Origin of the sequence: Micromonospora sp. MW-13, assembly GCF_003434305.1 — a bacterium.
Classification (GTDB): Bacteria; Actinomycetota; Actinomycetes; order Mycobacteriales; family Micromonosporaceae; genus Micromonospora.
Genome location: NZ_QKKX01000009.1, coordinates 251,499 through 276,881 on the forward strand (window position 1 = coordinate 251,499; position 25,383 = coordinate 276,881).

Sequence of the window (25,383 nt, forward strand, 5' to 3'; positions counted from 1 at the left end):
GCATGCTCATCCGCACGTCAGCTCTTCGAGGACCCGGGCCAGGGCGGTCACCCCGGCGGCGCAGTCGGCGTCGGTGGCCGCCTCGGCGGGGGAGTGCGACACCCCGGTCGGGTTGCGCACGAACAGCATCGCGGTGGGCAGGTGCCCGGCCAGCACCCCGGCGTCGTGACCCGCCCCGGTGGGCAGCACCGGCGCGCCCAGCAGCGCCGCCAGCCGCCCGCCGAGGCCGCCGTCGAAGGCGACCAGCGGGGTCGCCGACTCCTCGGTGAGGGTGACCTCGGTGCCGTCCCGACCGGCCCGCTCGGCGGCCCTGGCGCGCACCGCGTCGACCAGGCCGGTCAGCGTGTCCGGCTCGGCCGCGCGGGCGTCCAGCCAGCCGGTCACCCTCGACGGGATCGCGTTGGTGGCGTTCGGCTCGACCCGGACCCGGCCGACCGTGGCGTGCGCGCCGCGCAGCCGGGCCTCCTTGTTCGCCGCGAGCACGGTGAACGCGTACGTGAGCATGGGGTCGCGGCGATCGGCCATCCGGGTCGTACCGGCGTGGTTGCCCTCGCCGTGGAAGTCGAAGCGCCAGCGACCGTGTGGCCAGATGGCGCTGGCGACCGCGACCGGCGCGTCCCGCTCGACCAGCGCGCGGCCCTGCTCGACGTGCAGCTCCACGAAGCACGAGAACCCGCCCAGCAGGTCGGGGCGGGCGCCCGCGGGCCGGTCGCCCAGCGCCTCGGCCAGGCTCACCCCGTCGGCGTCGCGCAGCCGGGCCGCGCGGCCGGGGTCGAGCGCGCCGGTGAGCAGCCGGGACCCCAGACACGGTACGCCGAACCGGGCCCCCTCCTCCTCGGCGAAGGCGGCCACGACGAGGGGGCGGGCCGGGGTGGCCCCGGCGGCGCGCAGCTCGTCGACGGCGAGGAACGCGCTGACGATGCCGAGCGGCCCGTCGTACGCGCCGCCGTGCGGCACCGAGTCGAAGTGGCTGCCGGTCAGCACGGCGTCCCCGGCGTCCGGGTCGCCCCAGCGGGCGAAGAGGTTGCCGTTGCCGTCGGCGGTGACCGGCATGCCCCGGCGGGCGGCCTGCGCCCGGAACCAGTCGCGCAGCGCCAGCTCCGGCTCCGTGAACGCGTACCGCAGGTAGCCGCCGCTGCCCGGGTCCCGGCCGACCGGGGCGATGGAGTCCCAGAGCGCCCGGAACCGGCCGGCCAGGTCTGCGAGCTCTGCGAGGTCTGCGTGCTCCGCGTGGCCTGCGCGGCCTGCGTGGCCCGCCGTCACGCCGGGCCCTCCGCCATCGGCACCCGCACGCCGGTGTGGTCGGCGACCTCGCGGGCGGCGTCGTAGCCGGCGTCGACGTGCCGGATCACGCCCATCGCCGGGTCGTTGGTCAGCACCCGTTCGATCTTCTGCCCGGCGAGCGTGGTGCCGTCGGCGACGCAGACCTGGCCGGCGTGGATGGACCGGCCGATGCCGACCCCGCCGCCGTGGTGCATGGACACCCAGGACGCCCCGCTGGCGGTGTTGACCAGCGCGTTGAGCAGCGGCCAGTCGGCGATCGCGTCGGAGCCGTCGGCCATCGCCTCGGTCTCCCGGTAGGGGCTGGCCACGCTGCCGCAGTCCAGGTGGTCCCGGCCGATGACGACCGGCGCGCTCAGCTCGCCGGAGGCGACCATCTCGTTGAACCGTACCCCCGCCCTGTCCCGCTCGCCGTAGCCGAGCCAGCAGATCCGGGCCGGCAGGCCCTGGAAGGCGACCCGCTCGCCGGCCAGCCGGATCCACCGGGCGAGGGACTCGTTCTCCGGGAACAGGTCGAGGATCGCCCGGTCGGTCGCGGCGATGTCGGCCGGGTCGCCGGAGAGCGCCGCCCAGCGGAACGGGCCCTTCCCCTCGCAGAACAGCGGCCGGATGTACGCCGGCACGAAACCGGGGAAGTCGAACGCCCGCTCGTACCCGCCGAGGCGCGCCTCGCCCCGGATCGAGTTGCCGTAGTCGAACACCTCGGCCCCGGCGTCGAGGAAGCCGACCATCGCCTCGACGTGCCTGGCCATCGACGCCCGGGCCCGGTCGGTGAACTCGGCCGGCTTCGCCTTCGCGTAGTCCCGGGCGTCGGCCAGCTCCACCCCCTCCGGCAGGTACGAAAGCGGGTCGTGGGCGCTGGTCTGGTCGGTGACGATGTCGATCGGCACGCCCCGGCGCAGCAGCTCGGGGAAGACGGTGGCGGCGTTGCCCACCACGCCGACGCTGAGCGCCCGACGGTCCCGCTTCGCGGCGAGCGCCCGCTCCACCGCGTCGTCGAGGGAGTCGGCCACCTCGTCGAGGTAACGGTCGTGCACCCGGCGGTCCAACCGGGTGCGGTCCACGTCGACGATGAGGCAGGCGCCGCCGTTCATGGTCACCGCGAGGGGCTGTGCCCCGCCCATCCCGCCGCAGCCGGCGGTCAGCGTCAGCGTCCCGGCCAGGCTTCCACCGAATCGTTTCGCGGCGACGGCGGCGAACGTCTCGTACGTGCCCTGGAGGATGCCCTGGGTGCCGATGTAGATCCACGACCCGGCGGTCATCTGCCCGTACATGGTCAGGCCGAGCTGCTCCAGGCGGCGGAACTCCGGCCAGGTGGCCCAGTCGCCGACCAGGTTGGAGTTGGCCAGCAGCACCCGGGGCGCCCACTCGTGGGTGCGCAGCACGCCGACCGGCCGGCCGGACTGCACCAGCATCGTCTCGTCGTCCCGCAGGTCGGTCAGCGTGCGCACCAGCGCGTGGTACGACGGCCAGTCCCGCGCGGCCTTCCCGGTGCCGCCGTAGACGACCAGGTCGTCCGGCCGCTCGGCCACCTCGGGGTCGAGGTTGTTCATCAGCATCCGCAGGGCGGCCTCCTGCGGCCACCCCCGGGCGGTCAGCGTGGCGCCTCGGGCGGCGCGGACGGGCTCGGGCATCTCGGGTCTCCTCTCAGCCGAGGAACAACTGGCGACGGGCGGCGGAGGACTCGAACGCCTCCAGCCGGCGCTGCGTCTCGGCGGGCGCGGCGTCGCAGATGGCCTGGAGCACCACCATCGCCAGGGTCATCGGGGCGGTGTGCAGGTCGAACACGAGGTCGGTGCCGACGGCGGCGGCGAGCACCACCTCGGCGTGCTCGCCTGCCGGGCTGACCGGCGAGTCGGTGATGGCCACCACGGTCAGCCCGGCGGCCTGCGCCTCGCGCAGCGCGTCCAGGGTCTCCCGGGGATAGCGGGGCAGCACGAACGCCAGCAGGGCGCTCGCCCCGGCCTCGGCGGCCTGCTCCAGGCGGTCGGTGAGCAGGCTGCCGCCGTCGTCGAGCACCCGCACGTCCGGGTGCACCTTGGCCGCGAAGTACGCGAAGTACGCGGCCAGCGGCGCGGCGGCCCGCAGCCCGAGCACCGGCAGCGGGCGGCTCGCGGCCAGCAGCCTGCCAGTCTCGGCGATCCGGTCCCGGTCTGCGAGCTGCCCGGCCAGCCGCTCCAGGCTGCCCAGCTCGGCCCGGACGGCGCGTTGCAGCTCGTTGCCGCCACCGGAGGCCCCGCCCGGGGCCGCGCCGACCAGCTCGCGCAGCCGGCGGCGCAGCGCCGGGTACCCGTCGTGGCCGAGCGCCACGGCGAACCGGGTCACCGACGGCTGGCTGACCCCGGCCAGCTCGGCCACCTCGGCCGCGGAGAGGTACGCCGCGGCGGCGGCGTGCTGCACCAGGCTGTGCGCGATCCGGCGCTGCGTCGGGGTGAGCCGGACGCCCCGGAACAGGTCGGCCACCCGGTCGGCGGATGCCGCGCTGGTGCCTGGCTCATTCATGCGGCGACTCTATGCATCAAAACTTTCAGAGGCAACCCGTGAGCACCGTCGTTGTCGCGCTGTCTCTGTACTATCCGCACGGCGGGTGAGCAGAGGAGTGGGGCACATGCAGCCGGACGGTCCGTACAGGTTCACCGAGGTGATGGGGGCTTGCCAGGTCGGCCGGGCCTGGTCCGCGCTGGATGGTCAGGGGCGGCCCGCGCTCGTGGTGGTGCTGGACGGCGCAGCGGCGGCGGACCAGCGCTGGCGGGAGGCCTTCGCGAACGCGGTGAACGCGCTCGCCCAGGCGGCCGACGGCCACCGCTACCTCGCCGCCGACTTCTACGCCGCCCACCCCTGGGCGGCCTACCCGCCGGAGGAGTCCGGCGTGCCGCACCGGCTGTTCCAGACCCTCGGCATGGACTACCGGCCGGTGGCGGGCGGCACGCCACCCCCGCCGGCCCCGGTCCAGCCGGTCTCGGCCTCGCCGCAGCCGGTCTCGGCCTCGCCGCAGCCGGTCTCGGCGGCGCCGCAGCCGGTCTCGGCCTCGCCGCTGCCCACGTCGGCGCCGCCCCAGCCGGTGTCGGTGCCCCCGCAGCCGACGTCGGGCCCGCCCCAGCTGCCCTGGGTGCCCCAGCCGTGGGCGGTGACGCCGCAGCCGGTCTCCGGCGCGCCGCTCTCACCGGCCGCCGAGCCGACGCCCGGCAGCTCCCCGCCGTACGACACGTTCTCCGCGCCCGGCCGGCGGATCACGCCGGTGGAGCCGCCCCGGCGCAACCGTACCGGTCTCTGGGTCGCGATGGTGGTGCTGGCGGCGGTCGTCGCGGGCGGCGCCGGGGTGTTCGCCGGCACCACCCTCGGCGACGACGGGGCCGCTCCCGGCCCGGCCCCCTCGACCAGCCCCACCCTGGCGCCGTTCGAGGCGAACCAGTTCTCCCTCAACAAGGCCAAGTTCGAGGGCGACCTCGCGCCGCTGGCCGAGCCCTGGCTGTCCCGGATGGGTGGCTGCGCGGCCGACACCGAGGTCGGTGGGCCGAAGCGGCCGGCGGACGAGAAGCGGCACGTGTTCTGCCGCTACGGCGGGCTGTCCCTGCACTTCGGCCTCTACGACGTCAGGTCCACCAAGGACGCCGCGCGGGCCTACCGGCAGCAGCTCAACCTGGCCGGCGGCTCCCTCGCCCCCGGCCTGCGCGAGGCCACCCGGACCACCGGCGGCGTCAGCGGGGCCGCCGGCAGCTACGTCGAGTACGCCTTCAAGGGTGACGACGGCCGGACGATCTGCGGGGTGTGGTGGGACCGCGACGACGGGCTCGGGGCGCTCTACCTGGAGACCCTCTGCGAGGCCGGCGTCGGCGGGAACTGGGACGCGCTGCGGGACCTGTGGCGGCGCACCAGCTGACGGCCGTCGCGGGAGTTGACAACGGTTGCGGCGGCGTCATTAATGGACACGGCCGTCGGGGGACCGGTGTGACACCGCCCGTCCAGGCGGATCCGTGGGCGCCCGGTCCGAGGTGGCGCCCCGTGTCCCTGGGGAGCATCGGGTTGGGCGACAAGTCATGACGGCGGTCGAGAACGTCGGCCCCGTGCCGGCCCCGAGCGTCGGCCCGCCGCTGTTGGCCGGGCGCTCCGTCGCGCTCGTCCACGAGTGGTTCAGCGCGGCCGGCGGCTCCGAGAACGTCTTCCTGGCCATCGCCGACCTGGTCCCGCACGCCGACCGGTTCGTGCTCTGGGCCGAGTCCGACGTCCCCCGGGACCGGCTGCGCCTGCGGGAGTCCTGGCTGGCCCGGACGCCGCTGCGCCGCAGCAAGGCCCTCGCCCTGCCGTTCCTGCCGCTGGCCTGGCGTGCCGCCCGTCCCGCCGGGTACGACGTGGTGATCTCCTCCAGCCACGCCTTCGGCCACACGGCCCGGTTCGGTCCGCCCGAGCGGACGCGGCACCTGAGCTACGTCCACTCGCCCGCCCGGTACGTCTGGAGCCCCGACTTCGACGGGCGCGGCGCGGGGCGGCTGCTGAGCGGGCCACGACGGGCCCTGCAGGCGGTGGACGTCCGGCTCAGTCGACACGTGCACGCCTACGCCGCGAACTCCCGTGAGGTCCAGGCCCGCATCCGCCGGTACTGGGGGCGCGACGCGGTGGTCATCCACCCACCCGTCGACGTCGACTTCTTCGCCGCCCCGCCGGCCGCCGAGCGGAACCAGAACCGCGAGTACCTGCTCGGGGTCGGGCGGTGGATCCCGTACAAGAACTTCGACCTGATGATCGCGACGGCAGCCGAGGCGGGCCTGCCGCTCGTCCTCGCCGGGGGTGGCCCGGAGGAGGCCCGCCTGCGCCGGCTGGCCGCGCGGGCGCGCGTCCCGGTGACGTTCGAGTCGCGGCCCGGCCGGGAGCGGCTCCGGGAGTTGTACTGGGGTGCCCGAGCCCTGCTGTTCCCCGCGCACGAGGACTTCGGCATCATCCCGGTCGAGGCCCAGGCGTGCGGCACCCCGGTCGTCGGCCTGCGCGCAGGTGGGCTGCTGGAGACCGTCGTGGAGGGCGAGACGGGGTTCCTCGTCGCGTCGCGGGACCCGACCCGCCACGCCGCAGCGCTGCGACGGCTCGACGGGCTCGACCCCGACCGGGCCCGCCGACACGCGGTCGGGTTCGGGCGGGACAGCTTCGCGGCCCGGATGGCCGAGTGGGTCGCGCATGAGTCCGGCTGAGCGGGTCGGCACGACCGTCGTCGAGTGCAGCGGCGTCGGGGACGGCGGGATCACCCGGGTGCTCACCGAGGTCGTCCGGCACTGGCCCGGCCCGCAGCGGCTCCGGGTCGTCGCCGCGCCACCCGACTGGGTCGTCCCCCCGACCGACCCGGCCGTCCAGGTCGAGGTGGTCAGCCGGCAGCCGGCCGACCGGGCCCGGGCGATCGCGTCCGCGGCCACCGCCCTGCGCGGCGTCACCGGCCGCGTCGACCGGGGTGCCGCCCCCGCCACCAGGGTGCTGTCGCTGAGCCCGTCGCTCGCCGTGCGGGGCAGCCGGCTGCCCGTCACCACGGTCGTGCACGACCTCGCGTTCCGGCTCTGGCCGCACGGGCTGTCGGGCGCCGTCCGGCAGTACCGGCGGATCAGCTACGGCACCGCGATCGGCCGGTCCGCGCGGCTGCTCTGCGTCAGCGCCCGCACCCGGCACGACCTCCTCGGCCTGTACGGCGTCCGCGACGACCGCACTGCGGTCTGGCACCCGGGCAGCAGCCTCGACACCGCCCCCGGCCCGTTGCCCGCCCCGCTGGCCGCGCGGGTCGCTGGCGGCGGGCGCTACCTGGCGGTGACCGGGCACGCCGCGCACAAGGGCGTCGAGATCGCCGTCGACGCCCTGCCCGACCTGCCCGGGTACGTGCTCGCGGTGCTCACCGGCGGGCAGCGGGTGCCGGAGTTCGAGGCCGCCGTCGCCCGCTGCGCCGCGACGGAGCGGGTGCTGTTCCTGGACCGGCTCCCCGAGGACGGGTATGCCGCCACGATCGCCGGCGCCGCCGCGTTCCTGATGCCCAGCCACTTCGAGGGCTACGGGCTGCCGGCGGCCGAGGCACTGCGGCTCGGCACGCCGGTGGTCGTCTCCCCCGATCCGGCCCTGCACGAGGCCACCGGCGGGCGGGCGGCCCGGATGACGAGCTGGACGCCGCGCGCCCTCGTCGACGCCGTGACCGAGGCGACGACCGCGCCCAGGCCGCCGGTGGGGGAGTGCGGCCGGTCCTGGCGTACCGCGACAGCCCACCTCGCCGACCTGCTCGCCGGGGTACCGGCGGACGCCCGCCCGGCCGGGCGGTGACAGCCGTGCGGATCGCCATGGTGCACTCCGGCTTCGCCGTCCGCGGCGGCGCGGAGCGGTACGTCCGGGACCTGTCCCGGGCGCTCGCCGACCGCGGCCACGAGGTCCGCGCCTACAGCCGGACGCCCGACGGGGAGCACCCGGAGGACCGGCCGGTCGGCGAGCGGCTCTCAGCCCGCCTGACCCGGCTCGCCCCCCGGCTGGCCAAGCTCTTCACCCACCTGGGCGACCTGGTCGACCCTACCGGACTGGGCCCGGACGACCTGCGCGACTTCGACCCCGACGTGGTGCACCTGCACAACTGGCAGGGGCTCGGCGTCCGGCCGGTGGCGCGGCTGTCGCGGCGGTGGCCCACCTGCCACTCCGTGCACGACCACGCCGTCCGCGACCCCAACAACGCCCTGGGCAACCTGGGCCGTTCGGCCGCTCTGGACGCGCTGCTGCGGCTGCGGTCCCGGTGGGTGCTGCGGCAACTCGGGCGTTGCACCCTGCTGTTCCCCTCCGAACGCACCCGCCAGCGGGTCCTGGCCGGCGCCCCGGGGGCGCGGCCGGCCACCCGGCTCCTGCCGCTGGCCGTGCCGCTGCCGCCCGGGCCGCGCGACTGGCCACCCGGCGACCGCCGCGTCTTCCTCTACCTCGGTGCCCTGGACCGGCACAAGGGCGTGGACCTGTTGCTCGACGCCTGGGCGGACGCCGTTGACGCGGTCGGCGGCACGCTGCTCGTCGGCGGCGACGGCCCGCTGCGCGCCGAGGTCGAGCGGGCGGCCGAGCGGTCCCGCTCCGTGCGGTACCTCGGCTACCTCGACGCCGAGGGCAAACGAGCGGCGTTCCTGCGGGCTGGCTGGCTCGTCTTCCCCAGCCAGTGCGCCGAGACGTTCGGCCTGGTCTGCGCGGAGGCGCTGACGGCGGCGCGACCCATCATCGCCAGTGACACGGCCCGGCCGCCGATGGCCGAGGACGCCTCGGTCCTGGTCTTCCGCACCCGGGACGAGCTGGCAGAACTGCTGCGCCGCGCCGCCCGGACACCCGACGACGAGTACGCGGCGATGTCCGCGTCGGCCGGCGCGGACGGGGCGCGCCTCGACTGGGACCGGCACGTCGACGCCGTCGTCGAGACCTACCGGACGGTCGGCGTCCGTGCCGGTGCCGACCAGCGACCCGAGGTGAGCCGCCAATGAGCCCCGACACCGGACGCCGGCCCGCCGCGACGGCATCCGGAACGGCGCCGCTCCGCCGCCGGCGGCCCACCCCCTGGCTGATCGGCGGCGGGCTGCTCCTGCTGGCCGTCGCCGGCTGCGCGCTGGCCGGCGTCTCCCCGGTGGCGCCCCTCTTCCTGGCCGGCCTCGGCGTCGTCGCGGTCCGCCCGGTGCCCGGCCTGGTGTACGTGCTGATCGTGCTCAACGCCCCGCTGGGGCTCTGGATGACCGGCGTCCAGGGGCTCGTCGGCGACGCGTTCGGGGGCCGCGAGTACGTGCTCAGCGTCTCCGCCACCGCGGTGGTCGGCGTCCTCTTCGCTCGCACCGCGCTGCGCGGCCGGTGGACCCGGACCCGGCTCCTCGCCGGCGCGGCGGTGCTGCTGGTCGTGGCGGTGTGGAGCCTGATCGGCGTCGCCCACCACGGGGTGGCCCAGACCCTCGTCGGCGTCCGGCTGACCCTGGTCCCGCTGCTGCTGCTCGTGGTGCTCGCCGCGCTGGCCCGGCCCCAGGTGCGCACGGTGCTGACCGCCCTGTCCTGGCTGCTGGTGGCCAACGCCGTGGCGGCGGTCGGGGAGTTGGCGGTCGGCCCGGCCCGGCTGGTGCGGTGGGGCTTCGAGGAGGACCGGGCGGTCCGCTACATCGGCGACACCTTCCGGGTGCCCGGCCTCACCGAGTTCAACGGCGAGCTGGGCATCCTGGCCGGCGCGTACCTGCTCGGCTACGTGACCCTGTGGCTGGTCCGGCGCGCCCGGCGTGCCCCGTGGCCCTGGCACGCCGGAGGGCTCGCCGCCGTTGCCTGCCTGGCCCTGAGCACCAGCCGGTCGGGGGCGCTGCTGGTGGTGGCGGGGGTGCTCGCGGCCGTGCTGCTCGACCGCTCCGGCGGGGCCGCCGGTCGCCGCCGCGCGCGGCTGGTGGGCCTGGGCGTGGTCGTCTGCGTGGCCGTGGGCTTCGCGGCCGTCGGCGCCACCGGCGCCCGCAGCCTCTTCGAACGGTTCGACGTCTGGGCCGGGCTGCTCGGCGGCGACCTGCCGCCCTGGGGGCTCGGGATCGGCGGGGTCGGCGCGGCCACCACGTCCCGGGTGACGACCGGCCCGCAGGTCTTCGTCGACAACTACTTCGTCAGCGTCGGCCTCCAGTACGGCCTGTGGGCGATGGTCGTCCTGGTCGCCGGCATCGGGTACGGACTGGTGCGGCTGTGGCGGCGCACCGCCGACCACCCGGCGTCCGTGCTGCACGTCGCGGTGCTGGCCGGCCTGGCCGCCGCGTTCCTGGTGATCGAGGCGTGGGAGTACCCGGGCGCGATGATGTGCCTGGCCGCGTTCGTGGCGTACGGCCTGCGCCTGGACGACCCGCCCTCGCCCGCCCCCTGGCCCGCCTCGTGGCCCGTCGCCTGGCTCGCCCCCGCCCCCGACTCCGCCCCCGACATCTCCGGCACCCCCGGCACCGACGCGCGGCGGGCCTGAGCGTGCGACCGCTGCTCGCCGTCGGGGCGCGGCTACAGGGCTCGCAGTTGTCGGTGCAGGCGCTCACCCGGCTGTGCAGCGTCTACGTCTTCCTGCTGGCGTCCTGGGCGGACACCGACCGGCTGCCGGCGGTGGCGTTGCAGGGCGCGCTGCTCGCCGTCCCGTACACGCTGCTGGAGGCCCTGGTCGGCCGGCCCCTCTCCGCCGGCCTGGTCCCGGCGGACTGGCACGTGGAGAGCTGGGCGGGCCGAGTCGCCGCCGCGACGCTCGCGCCGGTCGCCGTGCTGGGCTACCTGTGCGCCACGGTGGCGCTGCCGGACACCGGCGCCGCCGACCGGTTGTTCCTGCTCGCCCCGGTGCTCCTGCAACTGCCGCTGGAGGCGTTCTTCTGGGCCACCGCGGGCACCCGCACGCCCCGCCGGGCGAACCTCGTCCCGCAGTTGACCGCGGTCGGGACCCTGCTCGGCGGCGCCGTGTTCGTCGCCCTCGACCTGCGGGTCGACGTCGTCGCGGTGCCCGCCCAGGTCGCCGTCCTGGCCTGGGTGCTGCTGCGCCGCCCCGCCGCCGCGCCCACGGCGGTCCGCCCCGGCCTGCGGCGCGGGTTGGGGGTGGGCTCGGTGTACTGCGTCGCCGCGGCCGTCGACCTGTCGTACACCGTCACGCTGCCCTCGGTGGCCGGCGCCGTGGCGGGACCGGCAGCCGTCGTCGTCCTGCGGGCGATGGACCTGGTCTTCGGCCCGTTCCACGTCGTGCTGTCGGCCAGTGTCCGGGAGGACGTCGTCGCCGGCCGGCGCGGCCGTTGGCGGACCGGCACCCGGGCGTTGACCGTGGCGGCGTTGGTGGCGGTGTCGGCGGTGGTGCTCGCCAGCGGGCCGCTGCGGGCCCTCGTCGCCCCCGACCTGGCCACCGTCGGCGTCGGGGTGATCGCCCTGTACTGCGGCTACAAGGCGCTGCTCACGGCGGCGACCTGGCTGTCCACCCGGCACATGGTCTGGGCGGCGCCGCGCCGCTACCTCGTCTCAGCCGTCGGGTCGCGGGTCCTCGCGTTCGGCGGGCTCGCGGCGTCGGCCCTCTGGGTCACCGGGGTCGCCGGCCTGGTCGGTCAGTTGCTGGTCGCCGAGGCGGTGGTGGTCTGCTGGTTCCTCGCCCGGATGCGGCCGTGGACCGCCGACGAGCCCGTCGCGGAACCGGCCCGGGACCGGGCTGCGGTGCCGACCGGGGGCGGTGCCGGGCCCTGACCCGCCACCCGGCCCGGCCGCCGGCTCCTGACCCGGGGGTCATGGCTCGGTCGCGAGCACCTGCACCGCGCCGCTGGGGAACAGCGCGCACAACTGCGTGCGACCGCCGACGTCCCGCGCGAAGACGCGCACCGAGCCGTCGCCCGGGCGGCCGGGCTCGGCCTCGGCCCGCAGGTCGAACGCGGGCCGCACCACGAGGTTCTTGTCCGGGTGCCCGAGGCCCTGGGTGATCTCGACCAGCGTGGTCGGCGCCGGCGTGCCGATCCAGCCGCGGCCGGTGCCGGGGATGCGCCGGCCGTCGGCGTCCACGGCACCCGGCTGGGACAGGCTCACCCGGACGCTGGACAGCCCCCGCTCCGCGCCGAAGTCCACGGCCGCCGTGCCGCAGTTCACCACCTTGCTGTCCACCAGGCAGCCGGAGGGCTCCTCGGGCTGGACGCCGGGCACGAACTGGATCCCGATCTCCGGGTGCGGGTCGGTGTGGTTGTAACCCAGCACCAGCCCGCCGATCCAGCGGATGTCGTTGCGGGAGATCCGGACGCCGACCCCGCCGTTGAGGTCGGCGTAGCAGCTGGAGCAGCTGATCCCGGTGGCGGCCAGGTCGAACGAGACGTTCTGCTTGATTCCCCAGGCATGGCAGTTGACCATCGACGTGCCCATCGAGTCGCCGGCCAGCCGGAACCCGCTCGCCCCGTTCTCGAACGTCAGGCAGTTGATGAACATCGAGTCGTGCGGGCCGTGGAAGTTGATCCCGTGCCCGTCGTTGCCGTGCGTGCGCACCGCCGACAGCCGGGCCTCCATCTGGTGCGAGGGCGCCGGCAGCGCCCCGGCCGGCCCCCACTCGCTGACGATGCCGTCGTTGCGGCAGTTGAAGACGATGACCTCGGAGAGCTCGTAACCGTAGCCGTAGACGCGCAGCCCGTACCCGGCGGAGGGGTTCTGCTCCTTGTTGCCGTCCAGGGTGAGATCACGCACGCTGAACAGCGTGATCCCCTGGTCGGACCGGGTGCCGGCAAGTCGGGAGAACCCGTCGGACTCGACGATGGCCGAGTTCGCCCCGGCGCGCAGCCGCAGGACGGTCGCGTCGCCGCCCGAGCCGCGCAGGTGCACCCGGGAGCGGAGGGTCAGCCGCCCGGTGAGGTACGTCCCCGGCGGGAAGAAGACGATGCCCCCGGCCCGGCCCGCGGCGTCGATGGCCCGTTGCAGGGGCGCCGTGTCGTCGCTGCGCCCGTCGCCCCGCGCGCCGTGCTCACGGACGTCGACCACGCCCTGGCCGCCGGAGCCGTCCGACGACCAGGGGCCCATCGCGGCGACGCCCACCGCCGCGGTGCCCAGGCCGGCGGCGACGGCCCCGCCGCGCAGCAGCGCGCTGCGCCGGCTGACGCCCGATGTCCCCGACGGGCCGTCGGGGTCTCCGTGGGCCATCTGGTCCCCTCCCGTGAACCGGCCTGGTCAACGATCTGGACCGGCCCGGACCGATGATCCCACGACCCGGCCGGGCAGAGGACGGGCGGCACCGGCCGTCAGTGCCGGCCGCCGCGGAACAACTCCGCCACCGTCCGGAGGATCACCTTGATGTCCAGCCACAGTGACCAGTTCTCGATGTAGTAGTTGTCGAAGCGCGCCCGGTCGGAGATCGGAGTGTCCCCGCGCAGGCCGCTCACCTGCGCCAGCCCGGTCAACCCGACCGGGACCCGGTGGCGCATCGCGTACTGCGGGTACTGCGCCGAGAACTGCTCGACGAAGTGTGGCCGTTCGGGGCGCGGCCCGACCACGCTCATGTCGCCCCGGAGGATGTTCCACAGCTGGGGCAGCTCGTCCAGGGACGTCCGGCGGAGGAACCGGCCGACCGGGCCGACCCGCCGGTCGTGCGCGATCGACCAGGTGGTGCGCGACTCGTGCTCGTCGGCCGGGCGCATGGAGCGGAACTTGACGACCCGGAAGAGCCGCCCGTGCCGGCCCACCCGCTCCTGGAGGAAGAAGATCCCGCGCCGGTCCTCCAGGTACGTGGCGAGGGCGCAGAGCAGCAGGACGGGGCTCAGCACCACCAGCGCGACCGCGGCGATCACCACGTCGGAGGCCCGCTTGACCGCCCACTTCGGACCCGAGAACGTGGTGTCGCCGACCTTGACGATCGGGATGGCCCCGATGTGGTCCGGGTTCCCGTCGTGGGTGCGGGACCCCCACAGCCGGGGCACCGCCCACAGGTCGCACCCGGCGCTGGCCGGGCGGCGGAGCAGCTCCATCAGGGCCGGCTCCGGGCAGGACGGGTCGGCGATGATCAGCACCTCGCACTCGACCAGCTCGACCAGCCGCTCCAGGTCGTCCAGCGTGCCGATCACCGGCAGCCGGCCCGGCGAGTGTGCCCCCGTGGCGTCGACGCAGCCGACGAAGCGCAGGCCGTACCGCGGGTAGCGGCGCAGCATCCGGGCCAGCTCGGCGGCGACCGGCCCGCTGCCGATGACGAGCGCGTTGTGCTCGACCCAGCGGCGCCTGCGGGCCATGTCGGCGAGGGTCCGGGTGACCGCCCGGCTGACGATGACCAGGGCGGCGCAGACCCCCACCCCGCGCATGAAGCCGGCGGCGTCGTCCGCCGGGTCGTGCCGCACCGCCGCGATGATGGCGACGATCGCCCCGCAGGCCAGCAGCCGCCCGGTGAGGCTGGGCAGCTCGTCCAGGAGGCTGGTGTGCCGGCGGGCCCGGTAGAGCCCGCCCACCGCGAAGACGGTCACCGTCAGGGCGGCCATGACCAGGGTGCCGCGCCAGAACCGCGTGGTCAGCAGCAGCGGAGCCAGGAGCGCGGCCAGGTCGGCCGGGGCGGTGATCATCCACGCCCGCAGCCCCCGGGTGCGCCGCGACGCCCGCGATCCCGCGTACGGCAGCACCGCAGTGGTGTCGAGGCCCGGCCGGGCCGGGGCGGCCTCCGCCGGTGGGGACGCGCCCGCCCGGTCGCCCGGCGGCGGGGGCTCGGCGTCGGTGCTCTCGTCGTCGGCGGGCGGCACCCCGGCCGGCCGCGGCCCCCCGCCGGCGTGGGCGGCGACCGCGACGTCCCGGCTCACCGTGGGTTGGCTGGACATGGTTGCGTGACCTCCCCCGTCACGGCCACGGCGGCGACGGGATCCACCAGGCCGAAGGCAGGATACGGCCGGTCCCCGCCGGTCGCCATACCCGGACGGGCCATCCGATCGCTACGACCCGGCCTTGAGGATGTCCGGCACCGAGTCCCGGCGGACCGCGTCGAAGAAGGACCGGGCCCTGGCGCTGTCGGCGAACACCACGCTCTCGCTGCCGACCCGGCCGGTGCCCCGGGTCGGGCAGGTGAAGAACCCGAGGTTGCCGCTGCGCAGGTGCCGGGTCTCCGTGGCCAGGTCCACCAGGGACAGTGACCTGTCGACGGCGACCGCGTCGGTGGTGGCCCGCACGAACGCGTTGAGCCGGGCCGGGTTCGTCAGCAGCCCGCCCGACGCGGCCTTGTCCAGGATGGCCCTGATGACCTGTTGCTGGTGGCGGATGCGGGCGAAGTCGCCGTCGGGGAACGCGTAGCGCTCCCGCGCGTAGTCCAGCGCGGCGGCGCCGTCGAGGGTCTGCCGGCCCTGCGCGAACGTGCGCCGGCTGTCCGGGTTGAGCGAGTGGGTCGAGGTGAAGCCGCGCTCGATGTCGACCTCGATGCCGTCCAGCGCGTCGACGATCTCCTTGAAGCCGGCGAAGTCGACCATCGCCACGTGGTCGATCCGCACCCCGGTGAACTTCTCCACCGTCTGCACCATCAGCGGCACCCCGCCCCAGGCGAACGCGGCGTTGATCTTCGCCTCCCGGCCGCCGTGCCGGCCGTCCTTCGAACGGGGGACCGGCACCCAGGTGTCCCGGGGAATCGAGATCAACTGAGCGCTCGACCGGTCCTTCGGCAGGTGGGCCAGGATGATCGTGTCGGTCCGCGAGCCGGAGCTGTTCTCCGGGTCCCGGGAGTCGCTGCCCAGGACCATGATGTTCAGCGCACCCCGGACCACGGGCTCGGGCCGGGCCTCCTCCGGCACGTCGGTGAACGCGTCCACCCGGTCGATGCCCTGCTCGACCGACCGCAGCCACAGCACGCCGGCGACCGTGCCGCCCGCGCCGAGCAGCGCCACCACCAGCACGGTCACGAGCGCGATCCGCCGCCACCGGCGGCGCTTCGCCGGCCGCGCTGCCGGCTGTGCGCCGGCACCCGCCCGCGTCGACCCGACCGGGATTTCCTCGGCCGGCTCCGCGACCTGCTGGGGACGAGACATGGCGGCGATGCTACTGATTCGGCGCGCCGCCCACGTGCCCGGACCGGCCCCGGCGACGGCCGCGGGGTGAATCGAAACTTTCATCACCTCGCGTTCTCCTGGACCTGGTAGAACCCTCCCGTGGACGCGACGAAGCTGCGCCGGGCCATCGCCCGTACCCGACTCGCCCCGGTCGCCGCCTTCCCCAAGCGGTTCGCCCGGGTGGCCCGGCACGACGCCAAGGTGCTGCGCGCCTCCGCCCGATGGCTGGTCACCTCGCGGGAGCACCACAACTACACGTACGAGCTGACCAGGCTGAGCCGGCAGCACCTGGCCTGGTTCGTCAGCGTCGCGTGCGACGTGCCGGTGGCCCGGGTCCGGGGCTGGTTCGCCGAGATCGAGGGCGACGAGGAACTGCGCCGGCATATCGAGCGGGCCACCGCCGAGGCGTCCCGCCGGGGCCTGGCCGACCGGCAGGTCCGCTACGCCCGCCGGATCGGCTGGTACGCCATGGTCCGCGCCACCCGCCCCGCGCACGTGGTGGAGACCGGCGTCGACAAGGGACTGGGTAGCTGCGTGCTGGCCGCCGCCCTGCTGCGCAACGCCGCCGAGGGGCACCCCGGCCGGCTCACCTCGCTGGACATCAACCCCGAGGCCGGCTACCTGGCCCGCACCGCGCCCTGGTCGGCGGTGGTCGACATGGTCGTCGGCGACTCCATCGCCTCGATCGAGGCCCTCGACCGGCCCGTCGACCTCTTCCTGCACGACAGCGACCACAGCCGGGCACACGAGAAGCGCGAGTTCGACGCGGTCGAGCCGAAGCTCGCCCCCGGCGCACTGCTGCTCACCGACAACGTCACCACCACCAACGTCCTCGCCGAACACGCCGAACGCACCGACCGGCGCTTCCTCGCGTACCGGGAGACCCCGGCCCGGCACTGGTACCCGGGCGACGGGATCGGGGTCGCCTGGTGAGGCTCGCGGCCGTGCACACGTACCCGGTCAAGGGCTGCCACCGGCTGGACCACGACGGCGCCCGGGTGGAACCGTGGGGCCTGGCCGGCGACCGGCGCTGGCTGGTGGTCGACGCCGACGGCGTCGGCATCACCCAGCGGGAGACCACCGCGCTGGTCGGGCTGCGGGCCGTGCCCCGTGACGACGGCCTGGTGCTGCGCGCCGCCGGCCGCCCCGACCTGGACGTCGCCGAGCCGACCGGCGCGCCGCCGCTGCCCGTGCGGGTGTTCCGCAACCGGCTGCCGGTCCCCGCGCTCCCCGCCGGGCGGGCCGCCGACGACTGGCTCGGCGCCCTGCTCGGCCGCCCGGTCCGCCTGGCCCGGCCCACCCGGCACCTGGCACCCGGCGACCGCGCCCACGACACCGGCGATCGGGTCAGCTTCGCCGACGAGTACCCCCTGTTGCTGGCCGCCACGGCGTCCCTCGACGCGCTCAACGCCTGGCTCGCCGGGGCCGGCGAGGAGCCCGTGCCGATGAGCCGGTTCCGGCCCAACCTGGTCGTCACCGGCATCCCCGCCTGGGCCGAGGACGACTGGGCCGGCCGGCGGCTGCGGATCGGCTCCGCCCGGTTCCGCGCCGCCGGGTCCTGCGGTCGCTGCGTGGTCACCACCACCGATCAGGAGACCGGGGCGCGCGGAAAGGAGCCGCTGCGAACCCTTGGGCGGCACCGCAGCATCGGCGGAAAGCTGCTGTTCGGCCTGCACCTCGTCCCCGACGGGCCGGGCGTGGTGCGCGTCGGCGACCCGGTGGAGCCGACGGACTGACCGCGACCGGTGGACCGACCAGGTCGACGGACTGACCGTCCCGGGCCGGCCCCGCCGCCGCTCGCGTCCCGGTTTCGGCCTCGGCCGAGTTGTCCCCGGCGCCGCTGGTCCGGCAGCATCGACCGGCATGTCACGTCGCCGGGTTGGGGGCGGCCCGTCGGGGGTCACGTCGCCGGGTTGGCGGGCTGTCCGTCGGGGGTCACGTCGCCGGGTTGACGGGCCGGCCGTCGGAGGTCACGTCGCCGGGTTGCCTGCCGGCAGTCAGGTCGAGCCACATGAGGATCTCGTCCCGGTCGTCGCCCGGGGCGACCCGCAGCGCGCCCGGCAACCGGCCCACCTCTCGGTAGCCGAGCCGCGTGTAGAACCGCTCCAGCCCCAGCCCGCCGCGTACGGTCACGTGCAGCGCCTCCCGGCCCAGCTTCCGTCCGAGCCGCTCCGCCTCACGCATCAGTGCCAGCCCGTGCCCCCGGCCCTGGGTGTCGGGGTGCACCATCACCCGCTTCAGCACGCACCAGTGCGCCTTGAGGTGGAACCGGTTGTCGGCGAAGACCAGCACGGCCACCGGGTGTGCGTCGTCGTACCCGACGAGCAGCCGGTCCGGGCCGTCGACGACGTCGGCGAAGGTCGTCTCGGCGACGGGGCGGACGTCGGCAACGGTGACCGGCGCGACGAAGCCGACCGCGCCGCCGGCGTTGGTGACGTCGACCCAGAGGCGGACGATCTCCTCGCGCAGTTCGGGGGTCAGCTCGGGGTCGAGGACGAAGTGCAGACTCACGCCGCCATCCTGCCCAGCGGCCACGGGGACCGTCCCCATCGAGTGACGCGTCCGACACCGCCCTGGACGGGCGGTGAGGTGGGTAGAAGTAGGGCCGACGGGATTCGAACCCGCACTGGTGCGGACCTAAACCGCATGCCTCCTGCCAGTTGGGCTACGGCCCCTTGACCATGTACACCGTCATTCTCCACGACCACTCACGCGGTTGACGAAGTCGCCTACCGATCGGGAAACCGGTTGGTGTCACGGCCTTCGGATCGTAGACCACATCGGGCGCGACCACACCCGCCCGGCGGGCACCGGCGTACGTGGCGGTCTGGCTGTGGCAGTTGGGGCAGAGCAGCCGGAGGTTGTGCGGCCGGTTGTCCAGGAAGTCGCCGTTGATGTGATCGACGTGCAGGGTGAGTGCCGCTCCCTGCCAGATCGGGCCGGTGCCACACCCCTCGCACTCCTCGGGCAGCCCGATCAGCGCGAGTGCGCGTTTCAGCCGGGTGCCGGCGACCCGTCGCGCCCCCTCGGGTCGCTGGGTCAGCAGCGCCGACGCAGGAATCCGTACCCTGCGCTCGCCCCGGTTGTGCGCTTGCCCGGTGAAGTGCGAGGTGTCGATGCCGAAGCGCTTGAGCTGGCGGCTGATGTGGGCGTGCGAACCCCCGCTGAGGCGGACGCCCAGCAGTCGCAGCACCTCGGTGACGCTGCGCGCCTGCACTGCCGCGGCGGCCAACGCCTCTGGCGGGTACTTGTAACGGGCCACGTGCGAACGGTAGCGGCCCGGTACGACGCGTTCAGTCCAGCCCGAGGTCGCGGCGCAGCTTGGCGACGTGGCCGGTGGCCTTGACGTTGTAGAGCGCCCGCTCGATCTTCCCGTCCGGGTCGATGACGAAGGTGGAGCGGATCACCCCGGTCACGGTCCGGCCGTAGGACTGCTTCTCGCCGTACGCGCCGTACGCGGTGAGCACCGCCTTGTCGGCGTCGGCGACCAGCGGGAAGGTGATGGCGTCCCGCTCGCGGAACTTGGCCAGCTTCTCCGGCTTGTCGGGGGAGATGCCGACCACCTCGTAGCCGGCCGCCTGGAGCGAGGCGAGCGAGTCGCGGAAGTCACACGCCTGCTTGGTGCAGCCGGGCGTCATCGCGGCGGGGTAGGCGTACAGGATCACCTTCCGGCCGCGCAGGTCGGCCAGCGAGAGGGTGTCGCCGGTGTCGGTCGGCAGGGTGAACTCGGGCGCGGGGTCACCGGGGTTGAGGCGGGCGGGCGCGGTCATGGCGGAAACCCTACCGCCGCCGGGGCGCGAGCCGGCGGGGACGACGCGCCAGGCATCGTGTTCAACCTCATCCCTTGTTGCAAGGTCTTGGCAACAGTAGTGCAGCGGAAATAGGCTGAGCCCGTCGGCGTTGGACCCGCCCCGCCGCGCCCCGGGAGGTCGAGTGGAAACCCTGGCGATGCACATCTCGAACGGGATCGTCAACGGTCCCGTCGCCGCGGTCTTCGCCGCCTTCGCCCTGGCGGTGCTGACCCTGTGCGTGCTGCGCGGCCGGCGTGACCTGGACGACCGGCTCGCCCCGATGGCCGGCCTGGTCGCCGCGTTCATCTTCGCCGTCCAGATGCTCAACTTCCCGATCTTCACCGCCGGGGTGAGCGGTCACCTGCTCGGCGGCGCGCTCGCCGCGCTGCTGGTCGGCCCGTGGGTCGGCGCGCTCTGCGTGGCGGTCGTGCTGGTCGTGCAGGCGCTGGTCTTCGGGGACGGCGGGGTGGCCATGCTCGGGCTGAACATCACCAACATGGCCGTCCTCGGCACCGCCGTCGGGTACCTGCTGATCGCCCTGCTGCTGCGGGTGCTGCCCCGCACGCCGGTCGGGCTCGCCGTGACCGCCTTCGTCTCCGCGCTGGTCAGCGTGGTGGTCGCGTCCCAGGGCTTCGTGCTCCAGTACTGGCTGGGCGGCACCACCGACCTGGGCGGCAACCTGGCCGGCCTGGCCGGCACCATGGCCGGCGCCCACCTGCTGATCGGAATCGGCGAGGGCCTGATCACCGCGACCACCGTGGTCACCGTCGCGAAGGTCCGCCCCGATCTCGTGTACGCGCTGCGTGCCCTGAAGCCGGCCGCGCCGGCTCCCGTCGTCCCGGTCGCCGGAGGTGCCCGATGAGCAAGCGTCCCTGGGGCTTCGTCGTCGGCGGCCTGCTGGTCGCCCTGCTGCTGGCCGGCGTCGTCAGCAACTACGCCTCGTCGCACCCGGACGGGCTGGACTCGTCGCTGCTCAAGGGCTGCACGGTCGACGCCGAGGGCGAGATCACCGGCGGCACCTGCCCGGCCCAGCAGACGCGGGACCACGAGCTGGCCGACAGCCCGCTGGCCGACTACGGCGTCCGGGGCCTGGACAACGACTTCCTCTCCACCGGCCTCTCCGGCGTCCTCGGGGTGCTGCTCACCTTTGCCGTCGGCGGTGGCGTGTTCTGGCTGCTGCGCCGCCGGGGCCCGCGGCCGGGCGCCGGCCACGTCGCCGGACCGGCCGGCGGCGACGGGGCGGTGGGCGACCGGGCCGGCGGCGACCCGGCCGGCGGCGGGCACGGCGACGACGCCTCGCGCGTGGCGAACAGCCGGTAGGCGGGGACGGCGATGGGGGCCGGCCATGCCCACGTGCTCTACCGGGAGTCGACCTCGCCGGTGCACCGCCTGCCGCCCGAGGTGAAGATCGCCGCGATGGTGTTGTTCACCCTCGCGGTGGTGGCCACCCCGCGCGCGGCGTTCTGGGCCTTCGGCGGGTACGCCCTGCTGGTCGCGGTGGTGGCCGGGCTGGCCCGGGTGGGGCCGGGCTGGCTGCTCAGCCGGGCGGCGATCGAGCTGCCGTTCGTGCTGTTCGCGTTCGCGCTGCCGTTCCTCGGGGCGGGCGAGCGGGTCGACGTGGCGGGGCTGAGCCTCTCCGTCGACGGGCTGCTCGGCGGCTGGAACATCATCGCCAAGGGCACCCTCGGCGTACTGGCGTCGCTGCTGCTCGCGGCGACCACGACGACCCGGGACCTGATCGTCGGCCTGGACCGGCTGCGCTGCCCACAGATCCTCACCCAGATCGCCACCTTCATGCTGCGCTACCTGGACGTGCTGGTCGGCGAGGCCCGCCGGATGCGGGTGGCCCGGGTCTCCCGGGGCGACGACCCGCGCTTCCTGTGGCAGCTACGCGGCTTCGCCGCCGGCGTCGGGGCGCTGTTCCTGCGCGCGTTCGAGCGCGGCGAGCGGGTCTACCTGGCGATGGTTTCGCGCGGCTACTCCGGCCGGATGCCGGCGGTCTGGCAGGGCGCCGGCGCGGCGACCGCCGGGCAGTGGCTGGTCGGGGCGGCGGTGCCGCTGGTCGCGGCCACCATCGCCGCGACCGCCGTCGCCCTGACATGATCGGGTACGTGCAGAACCAGGCTCCGGTCTCCCTCGACGTGCGCGGCGTGCGGTACGCCTACCCGGACGGGCACGTCGCCCTGCACGGGGTGGACCTGGCCGTGCCGCGCGGCGAACGGGTGGCGCTGCTCGGCCCGAACGGCGCCGGCAAGACCACCCTGGTGCTGCACCTCAACGGCATCCTCACCGCCACCGAGGGCACGGTGCGCGTCGGCGGGCTGACCGTCAGCCGGGACCGGGGCACCCTCGCGGAGATCCGCCGCCGGGTGGGCATCGTCTTCCAGGACCCGGACGACCAGCTCTTCCTGCCCACCGTCGCCGAGGACGTGGCGTTCGGCCCGGCCAACCTGGGGCTGCGCGGTGCGGAGCTGGCGGCCCGGGTGGACGAGGCGCTGGCGGCGGTGGGGATGGGCGAGCACCGGGACCGTGCCCCGCACCACCTGTCGTTCGGCCAGCGCCGCCGGGTGGCGGTGGCGACCGTGCTGGCCATGCGCCCGGAGATCCTGGTGCTCGACGAGCCGTCGTCGAACCTCGACCCGGCGGCACGGCGGGAGCTGGCGGAGATCCTGCGCAGCCTGTCGGTGACGCTGCTGATGGTCACCCACGACCTGCCGTACGCGCTGGAGCTGTGCGACCGCTCGGTCATCCTCGACGAGGGCCGCATCGTCGCCGACGCCCCCACCCGCACCCTCCTGGCGAACCAGGAGCTGCTGTCGACCCACCGCCTGGAACTCCCCTACGGCTTCACCCCCCACACCCCCCACCCCTGACCGGGGCTGCCCTCCCGGCGCCGATCAAGGAGCCGTGGTGCCCGGTAGCTGGGGTTCTAGGACGATTTGTTCCCCAGCGCGACTCCATGATCGACGTCGGAGGCGGTCGGGGTGGGGCGGGTCGCGGCGGCGCGGAGGCGGAGGACGCCCGCGGCGGTGGCACCGGCACCGGCGGCCAGGACCAGGGTGACCAGGAGGCGGGCCAGGCCACCGGACCAGGGGGCAGGGGGTACCGAGCGGTCGAGGACGCCGAGGTTGGTGACGCCGACGAACAGGGCCAGGCAGGCCCCGGCCAGCGCCAGCGCGAAGTCGGCGGCGGGGCGACGGGCCAGCGCGTACCCGCCCGCCGCGAGCGCCCCCAGGCCGGTGAGCAGCGCCCAGACCTGCCCGGTGAGCAGGCCGGCCAGCACCGCACCGACCCCGGACGCCCCGGCGTCCAGCTCCCGGCCGACGGTGAGCCCGATCGCGGCCACCCCGCCGACGGCCAGCGCCGCGCCGACCCCGGCCAGCGCCCGCACCCCCGCCGCGGTGCCGGCGGCCAGCAGCCCGGCGGCGCCCAGCGCCAGGAAGCCGAGCGTGGCCGCCACCCACCAGGGGTACGGGTCCGGCGGCGGCACCCAGTCGAGGGTGCCCCGGATCTCCACGGGCTCGGTGCCGTCGCGCAACGGCACCGCCCAGTCCAGGACCCGCTGCTCCCGGGCCGGGGCGGCGCGCACCTGCGCGGGCGGGTCGGGCTCCTGCCACCGGATGCGCCGGTCGTGCCAGCGGGCGGCCGTCCCGTCGTCGATCCGCCGCCAGTCCGGGGCGGCGGCCGGGTCGGCCTTGGCGGGCAGGGTGGCGTCCCCCGACAGGGTCCGGTTCAGGTACGTCGCCGGGGAGCGGGTGTTCTCGAACACCCCGTCCGGCCCGACCCGCAGGTACGGCTCCCCGGAGTAGCCGACCACCTCGACCGGCCGCCCGGTGCGGTTGACCAGTTCCAGCCGGGCCCCCGCCTCGACCACCCGGACGGTCAGCCCTGGGCGGGCCGGGGTGACCCCGGTCACCCCGGCCCGGTAGTCGGTGCCGTCCGGGGCCTCCCCGCCGTGCGCGGCGGCCGGCGTGGTGGTGCCGAGGACGGCGACCAGCGCGGCGGCCACGACCAGCCCGAACCGGCGCGGCGGTACGGGGGTCACTTGCCGGCCGCCGCCACCGCCGCCGTGATGCCCTCGGGGCTGCGGTCGGAGAGCTCCTTGCCGTTGACCTTGATCGTCGGCGTGCCGGTGATCCCGGCCTTGCTCGCGTCCTCGGTGACGTGCTCGGTCCACGCCCGGTACGTGCCGTCGGAGACGCAGGAGGAGAAGTCGTCCCTGTCCAGCCCGACGCCGGCGCCGATGTCGACCAGTTCGTCGTTGCTCAGCCCGGCGCCGCCCTCCGGTGGCTGCCGGTCGAACAGCGCGGCGGCGAACTCCCGGAACTTGCCGCCCTTGGCCGCGCAGCCGGAGGCGGCCGAGGACCGGGTGGAGTACTCGGTGGTCGAGAACCGGTTGAGGTAGGCCACCGGGTGGAAGACGACCCGGGCCTTGCCCTCGTTGACCAACTGTTCGATCGTCGCGCCGCTGGTCTGCTGGAACTGCTTGCAGGCCGGGCAGAGGAAGTCCTCGTACAGGTCGATGGTGGCCGGCCCGGTCCCGTACGCGACGCCGGTGCCGTTCTCGGTCGCGCCGGGCGGGGCGGTGAAGGTGCTGGAGCGCTGGCTGGACCAGACGGCCCAGCCGATCCCGCCGGCGATCACCAGCACGGCGACCGCCGCCACCGAGGTCCAGAGGGTCCGCCGTCGGCGGCGCTCCCGGGCCAGTTGCTGCCGGACCACCCGGGCGGCGTCCCGCTGTCCCTTGCGACTACTCATCCTCGTCCTCCACGGATGCGCCCGCGAGCCAGCCGTCCACGGAGACGGGGGTGCGGGGCCAAATCAACAGGAATCCGGCCAGCGCCAGGAATCCCAGGTCCCGGAGGATCTCCGGGAGGTAGCTCGGGGTCTGCCCGGCGGCGAGCTGCCCGCCGCTGCCGAAGCAGCCGCAGTCGATGGCCAGGCCGCGGGACCAGGCCGAGACGATGCCGGCGACGAAGACCACCAGCAGCGCGGCCGACACCCCGGCGGCCAGCCGGGTGGCCAGCCCCACCAGCAGCAGCAGTCCCAGGGCCAGCTCGACGAAGGGCAGCGCCGCGCCGACCACCGTCGCGGCGTCGTACGGCAGCACCTGGTACGCGTTGACGGCGCGCCCGGAGGCGGCCAGGTCGCCGACCTTGGCCCCGCCGGCGACCAGCCAGACGGTGGCGAGCCCGAGCCGGACGGCGACGCCCAGCCACGGGCGGACGGCGGGCCAGCGGACGGCCCCGGTGCGTCGTACGGTCATGGTCATTGGTCGCCCCGGCTCCGACGGAAGTTCCCGGTCATCCGGCGAGCGCGTCGCCGGCCGCCTCGACCAGGTCGGCGCGGGCCCGGGCCACCCGGGAGCGGATGGTGCCGACGGGCACCCCCTCCACGGTGGCGGCCTCCGCGTACGACAGGCCGAGGAGCTGGGTGAGCACGAACGCCCCGCGCCGTTCGGCGGGCAGCCGGCGGACCAGGTCGGCGGCGCCGAGCTGCCCGGCGGGGTCCGGGTACGGGCGGTCGGTGTGCGCGTGGGTGACCAGCCGCTCGGCGAGCCGCCGCCGGCGGACCACGGTGCGCAGGTGGTCGGCGCAGGCCCGGCGGGCGATGCCGAGCAGCCAGGTCCGGGCGCTGGAGCGCCCCTCGAAGCGGGGCAGCGCCCGGAACGCGCGCAGGTAGGTCTCCTGGGTGAGGTCGTCGGCGCTGTCCCGGTCGACCAGCGCGGCGGCGAACCGCCACACCTCGGCCTGGGTGGCCCGGACGAACGCCGCCTGGGCGACCGGGTCGCCGCCGCGCGCGGCCAGCGCCCAGTCGGTCGCCGCATCCTGAGGGGCCGTCGT

General features: G+C 75.4%; 25 protein-coding genes and 1 tRNA gene. 12 read left to right on the forward strand and 14 right to left on the reverse strand.

The genetic code is table 11. From position 1 onward, the window contains the following. Positions 1 to 6 precede the first annotated feature (6 nt). The 3 genes from C5N14_RS05265 to C5N14_RS05275 form a co-directional block, all read right to left on the reverse strand. Entirely contained in the window at positions 7 to 1,197 is a 1,191-nt protein-coding gene (locus C5N14_RS05265; protein ID WP_117666913.1) for an allantoate amidohydrolase, read from the reverse strand. Between the two features lie 62 nt (positions 1,198 to 1,259). Continuing rightward, on the reverse strand, positions 1,260 to 2,915 hold the full coding sequence (hutU, locus tag C5N14_RS05270; protein WP_117666018.1) for a urocanate hydratase: 1,656 nt from the start codon (positions 2,913 to 2,915) through the stop codon (positions 1,260 to 1,262). A gap of 13 nt (positions 2,916 to 2,928) precedes the next feature. Beyond that, a complete protein-coding gene (locus tag C5N14_RS05275; RefSeq protein WP_117666020.1) occupies positions 2,929 to 3,783 on the reverse strand; it encodes a MurR/RpiR family transcriptional regulator in 855 nt (284 codons plus the stop codon). Positions 3,784 to 3,889: 106 nt separating this feature from the next. Between C5N14_RS05275 and C5N14_RS05280 the strand changes: the two genes are divergently transcribed. The 6 genes from C5N14_RS05280 (at position 3,890) to C5N14_RS05305 (ending at position 11,460) form a co-directional block, all read left to right on the forward strand. Then, entirely contained in the window at positions 3,890 to 5,161 is a 1,272-nt protein-coding gene (locus C5N14_RS05280) for a hypothetical protein (RefSeq protein WP_117666022.1), read from the forward strand. A gap of 157 nt (positions 5,162 to 5,318) precedes the next feature. Beyond that, positions 5,319 to 6,461, forward strand: coding sequence for a glycosyltransferase (locus C5N14_RS05285; RefSeq protein ID WP_117666024.1), 1,143 nt, complete (start codon positions 5,319 to 5,321; stop codon positions 6,459 to 6,461). Then, entirely contained in the window at positions 6,448 to 7,563 is a 1,116-nt protein-coding gene (locus C5N14_RS05290; RefSeq protein WP_117666026.1) for a glycosyltransferase, read from the forward strand. The genes C5N14_RS05285 and C5N14_RS05290 overlap by 14 nt, the downstream gene beginning before the upstream one ends. Before the next feature lie 5 nt (positions 7,564 to 7,568). Further along, on the forward strand, positions 7,569 to 8,741 hold the full coding sequence (locus C5N14_RS05295) for a glycosyltransferase family 4 protein (protein WP_243639203.1): 1,173 nt from the start codon (positions 7,569 to 7,571) through the stop codon (positions 8,739 to 8,741). Next, a complete protein-coding gene (locus C5N14_RS05300; RefSeq protein WP_117666029.1) occupies positions 8,738 to 10,222 on the forward strand; it encodes a hypothetical protein in 1,485 nt (494 codons plus the stop codon). Before C5N14_RS05295 ends, C5N14_RS05300 begins: the two co-directional genes overlap by 4 nt. Positions 10,223 to 10,224: 2 nt before the next feature. Beyond that, entirely contained in the window at positions 10,225 to 11,460 is a 1,236-nt protein-coding gene (locus C5N14_RS05305) for a hypothetical protein (protein WP_117666031.1), read from the forward strand. 39 nt (positions 11,461 to 11,499) lie between these two features. Here C5N14_RS05305 and C5N14_RS05310 read toward each other — a convergent pair whose 3' ends face one another. The 3 genes from C5N14_RS05310 to C5N14_RS05320 all read right to left on the reverse strand — a co-directional run bounded on the left by C5N14_RS05310 (position 11,500) and on the right by C5N14_RS05320 (position 15,728). Next, the gene (locus C5N14_RS05310) at positions 11,500 to 12,885 is read right to left on the reverse strand and encodes a glycosyl hydrolase family 28-related protein (protein WP_117666033.1); all 1,386 of its coding nucleotides are present in this window, start codon (positions 12,883 to 12,885) and stop codon (positions 11,500 to 11,502) included. 98 nt (positions 12,886 to 12,983) lie between these two features. Beyond that, positions 12,984 to 14,288: a sugar transferase gene (locus C5N14_RS05315; RefSeq protein ID WP_371685807.1), complete on the reverse strand. Its 1,305-nt coding sequence runs from the start codon at positions 14,286 to 14,288 to the stop codon at positions 12,984 to 12,986. Positions 14,289 to 14,648: 360 nt separating this feature from the next. Beyond that, positions 14,649 to 15,728, reverse strand: coding sequence for an LCP family protein (locus C5N14_RS05320; protein WP_117666037.1), 1,080 nt, complete (start codon positions 15,726 to 15,728; stop codon positions 14,649 to 14,651). A gap of 120 nt (positions 15,729 to 15,848) precedes the next feature. Between C5N14_RS05320 and C5N14_RS05325 the strand changes: the two genes are divergently transcribed. Then, positions 15,849 to 16,682, forward strand: coding sequence for a class I SAM-dependent methyltransferase (locus tag C5N14_RS05325; protein WP_117666039.1), 834 nt, complete (start codon positions 15,849 to 15,851; stop codon positions 16,680 to 16,682). Beyond that, on the forward strand, positions 16,679 to 17,485 hold the full coding sequence (locus tag C5N14_RS05330) for an MOSC domain-containing protein (protein WP_117666041.1): 807 nt from the start codon (positions 16,679 to 16,681) through the stop codon (positions 17,483 to 17,485). The genes C5N14_RS05325 and C5N14_RS05330 overlap by 4 nt, the downstream gene beginning before the upstream one ends. A gap of 199 nt (positions 17,486 to 17,684) precedes the next feature. Here the strand turns inward: C5N14_RS05330 and C5N14_RS05335 are convergent, their stop codons facing one another. From C5N14_RS05335 to bcp, 4 genes are all read right to left on the reverse strand, one after another. Next, positions 17,685 to 18,260, reverse strand: a complete 576-nt coding sequence (locus tag C5N14_RS05335; RefSeq protein WP_117666043.1) for a GNAT family N-acetyltransferase — start codon at positions 18,258 to 18,260, stop codon at positions 17,685 to 17,687. Positions 18,261 to 18,349: 89 nt separating this feature from the next. Then, positions 18,350 to 18,424, reverse strand: a tRNA-Leu gene (locus C5N14_RS05340). Next, the gene (locus tag C5N14_RS05345) at positions 18,415 to 19,011 is read right to left on the reverse strand and encodes an HNH endonuclease (protein WP_207892617.1); all 597 of its coding nucleotides are present in this window, start codon (positions 19,009 to 19,011) and stop codon (positions 18,415 to 18,417) included. The genes C5N14_RS05340 and C5N14_RS05345 overlap by 10 nt, the downstream gene beginning before the upstream one ends. A 31-nt stretch (positions 19,012 to 19,042) precedes the next feature. Beyond that, the gene (gene bcp / locus C5N14_RS05350; protein WP_117666045.1) at positions 19,043 to 19,519 is read right to left on the reverse strand and encodes a thioredoxin-dependent thiol peroxidase; all 477 of its coding nucleotides are present in this window, start codon (positions 19,517 to 19,519) and stop codon (positions 19,043 to 19,045) included. 163 nt (positions 19,520 to 19,682) lie between these two features. On the opposite strand from bcp, the gene C5N14_RS05355 reads away from it, so the two are divergent. From C5N14_RS05355 to C5N14_RS05370, 4 genes are read left to right on the forward strand one after another with little or no spacing between them, the layout of a single operon-like run. Then, positions 19,683 to 20,402, forward strand: a complete 720-nt coding sequence (locus C5N14_RS05355) for an energy-coupling factor ABC transporter permease (RefSeq protein ID WP_117666047.1) — start codon at positions 19,683 to 19,685, stop codon at positions 20,400 to 20,402. Beyond that, positions 20,399 to 20,860 (forward strand): PDGLE domain-containing protein, encoded by a 462-nt coding sequence (locus C5N14_RS05360; protein WP_243639204.1) that lies wholly within the window; start codon positions 20,399 to 20,401, stop codon positions 20,858 to 20,860. The genes C5N14_RS05355 and C5N14_RS05360 overlap by 4 nt, the downstream gene beginning before the upstream one ends. Before the next feature lie 12 nt (positions 20,861 to 20,872). Beyond that, complete coding sequence (cbiQ, locus tag C5N14_RS05365) at positions 20,873 to 21,643, forward strand: cobalt ECF transporter T component CbiQ (protein WP_117666048.1); 771 nt, start codon at positions 20,873 to 20,875, stop codon at positions 21,641 to 21,643. Next, positions 21,640 to 22,413 carry an energy-coupling factor ABC transporter ATP-binding protein gene (locus tag C5N14_RS05370; RefSeq protein WP_117666050.1) on the forward strand — a complete coding sequence of 258 codons (774 nt, stop codon included), beginning with the start codon at positions 21,640 to 21,642 and terminating at the stop codon, positions 22,411 to 22,413. The genes cbiQ and C5N14_RS05370 overlap by 4 nt, the downstream gene beginning before the upstream one ends. A 56-nt stretch (positions 22,414 to 22,469) precedes the next feature. Here the strand turns inward: C5N14_RS05370 and C5N14_RS05375 are convergent, their stop codons facing one another. From C5N14_RS05375 to C5N14_RS05390, 4 genes are read right to left on the reverse strand one after another with little or no spacing between them, the layout of a single operon-like run. Then, on the reverse strand, positions 22,470 to 23,585 hold the full coding sequence (locus tag C5N14_RS05375; RefSeq protein WP_117666052.1) for a hypothetical protein: 1,116 nt from the start codon (positions 23,583 to 23,585) through the stop codon (positions 22,470 to 22,472). Beyond that, a complete protein-coding gene (locus C5N14_RS05380) occupies positions 23,582 to 24,298 on the reverse strand; it encodes a thioredoxin domain-containing protein (protein WP_117666054.1) in 717 nt (238 codons plus the stop codon). Before C5N14_RS05380 ends, C5N14_RS05375 begins: the two co-directional genes overlap by 4 nt. After that, a complete protein-coding gene (locus C5N14_RS05385; RefSeq protein ID WP_117666056.1) occupies positions 24,291 to 24,812 on the reverse strand; it encodes a MauE/DoxX family redox-associated membrane protein in 522 nt (173 codons plus the stop codon). Before C5N14_RS05385 ends, C5N14_RS05380 begins: the two co-directional genes overlap by 8 nt. Before the next feature lie 31 nt (positions 24,813 to 24,843). Next, the gene (locus tag C5N14_RS05390) at positions 24,844 to 25,347 is read right to left on the reverse strand and encodes a sigma-70 family RNA polymerase sigma factor (protein ID WP_117666917.1); all 504 of its coding nucleotides are present in this window, start codon (positions 25,345 to 25,347) and stop codon (positions 24,844 to 24,846) included. Positions 25,348 to 25,383 lie beyond the last annotated feature (36 nt).

Excerpts from the sequence above, each read along its gene's own strand:
- hutU (WP_117666018.1), bottom strand. The coding sequence starts at position 2,915 with ATGCCCGAGCCCGTCCGCGCCGCCCGAGGCGCCACGCTGACCGCCCGG.
- C5N14_RS05275 (WP_117666020.1), bottom strand. The coding sequence starts at position 3,783 with ATGAATGAGCCAGGCACCAGCGCGGCATCCGCCGACCGGGTGGCCGAC.
- C5N14_RS05280 (WP_117666022.1), top strand. The coding sequence starts at position 3,890 with ATGCAGCCGGACGGTCCGTACAGGTTCACCGAGGTGATGGGGGCTTGC.
- C5N14_RS05285 (WP_117666024.1), top strand. The coding sequence starts at position 5,319 with ATGACGGCGGTCGAGAACGTCGGCCCCGTGCCGGCCCCGAGCGTCGGC.
- C5N14_RS05290 (WP_117666026.1), top strand. The coding sequence starts at position 6,448 with ATGAGTCCGGCTGAGCGGGTCGGCACGACCGTCGTCGAGTGCAGCGGC.
- C5N14_RS05300 (WP_117666029.1), top strand. The coding sequence starts at position 8,738 with ATGAGCCCCGACACCGGACGCCGGCCCGCCGCGACGGCATCCGGAACG.
- C5N14_RS05310 (WP_117666033.1), bottom strand. The coding sequence starts at position 12,885 with ATGGCCCACGGAGACCCCGACGGCCCGTCGGGGACATCGGGCGTCAGC.
- C5N14_RS05315 (WP_371685807.1), bottom strand. The coding sequence starts at position 14,288 with ATGATCACCGCCCCGGCCGACCTGGCCGCGCTCCTGGCTCCGCTGCTG.
- C5N14_RS05320 (WP_117666037.1), bottom strand. The coding sequence starts at position 15,728 with ATGTCTCGTCCCCAGCAGGTCGCGGAGCCGGCCGAGGAAATCCCGGTC.
- bcp (WP_117666045.1), bottom strand. The coding sequence starts at position 19,519 with ATGACCGCGCCCGCCCGCCTCAACCCCGGTGACCCCGCGCCCGAGTTC.
- C5N14_RS05360 (WP_243639204.1), top strand. The coding sequence starts at position 20,399 with ATGAGCAAGCGTCCCTGGGGCTTCGTCGTCGGCGGCCTGCTGGTCGCC.
- cbiQ (WP_117666048.1), top strand. The coding sequence starts at position 20,873 with ATGGGGGCCGGCCATGCCCACGTGCTCTACCGGGAGTCGACCTCGCCG.
- C5N14_RS05370 (WP_117666050.1), top strand. The coding sequence starts at position 21,640 with ATGATCGGGTACGTGCAGAACCAGGCTCCGGTCTCCCTCGACGTGCGC.
- C5N14_RS05380 (WP_117666054.1), bottom strand. The coding sequence starts at position 24,298 with ATGAGTAGTCGCAAGGGACAGCGGGACGCCGCCCGGGTGGTCCGGCAG.
- C5N14_RS05385 (WP_117666056.1), bottom strand. The coding sequence starts at position 24,812 with ATGACCATGACCGTACGACGCACCGGGGCCGTCCGCTGGCCCGCCGTC.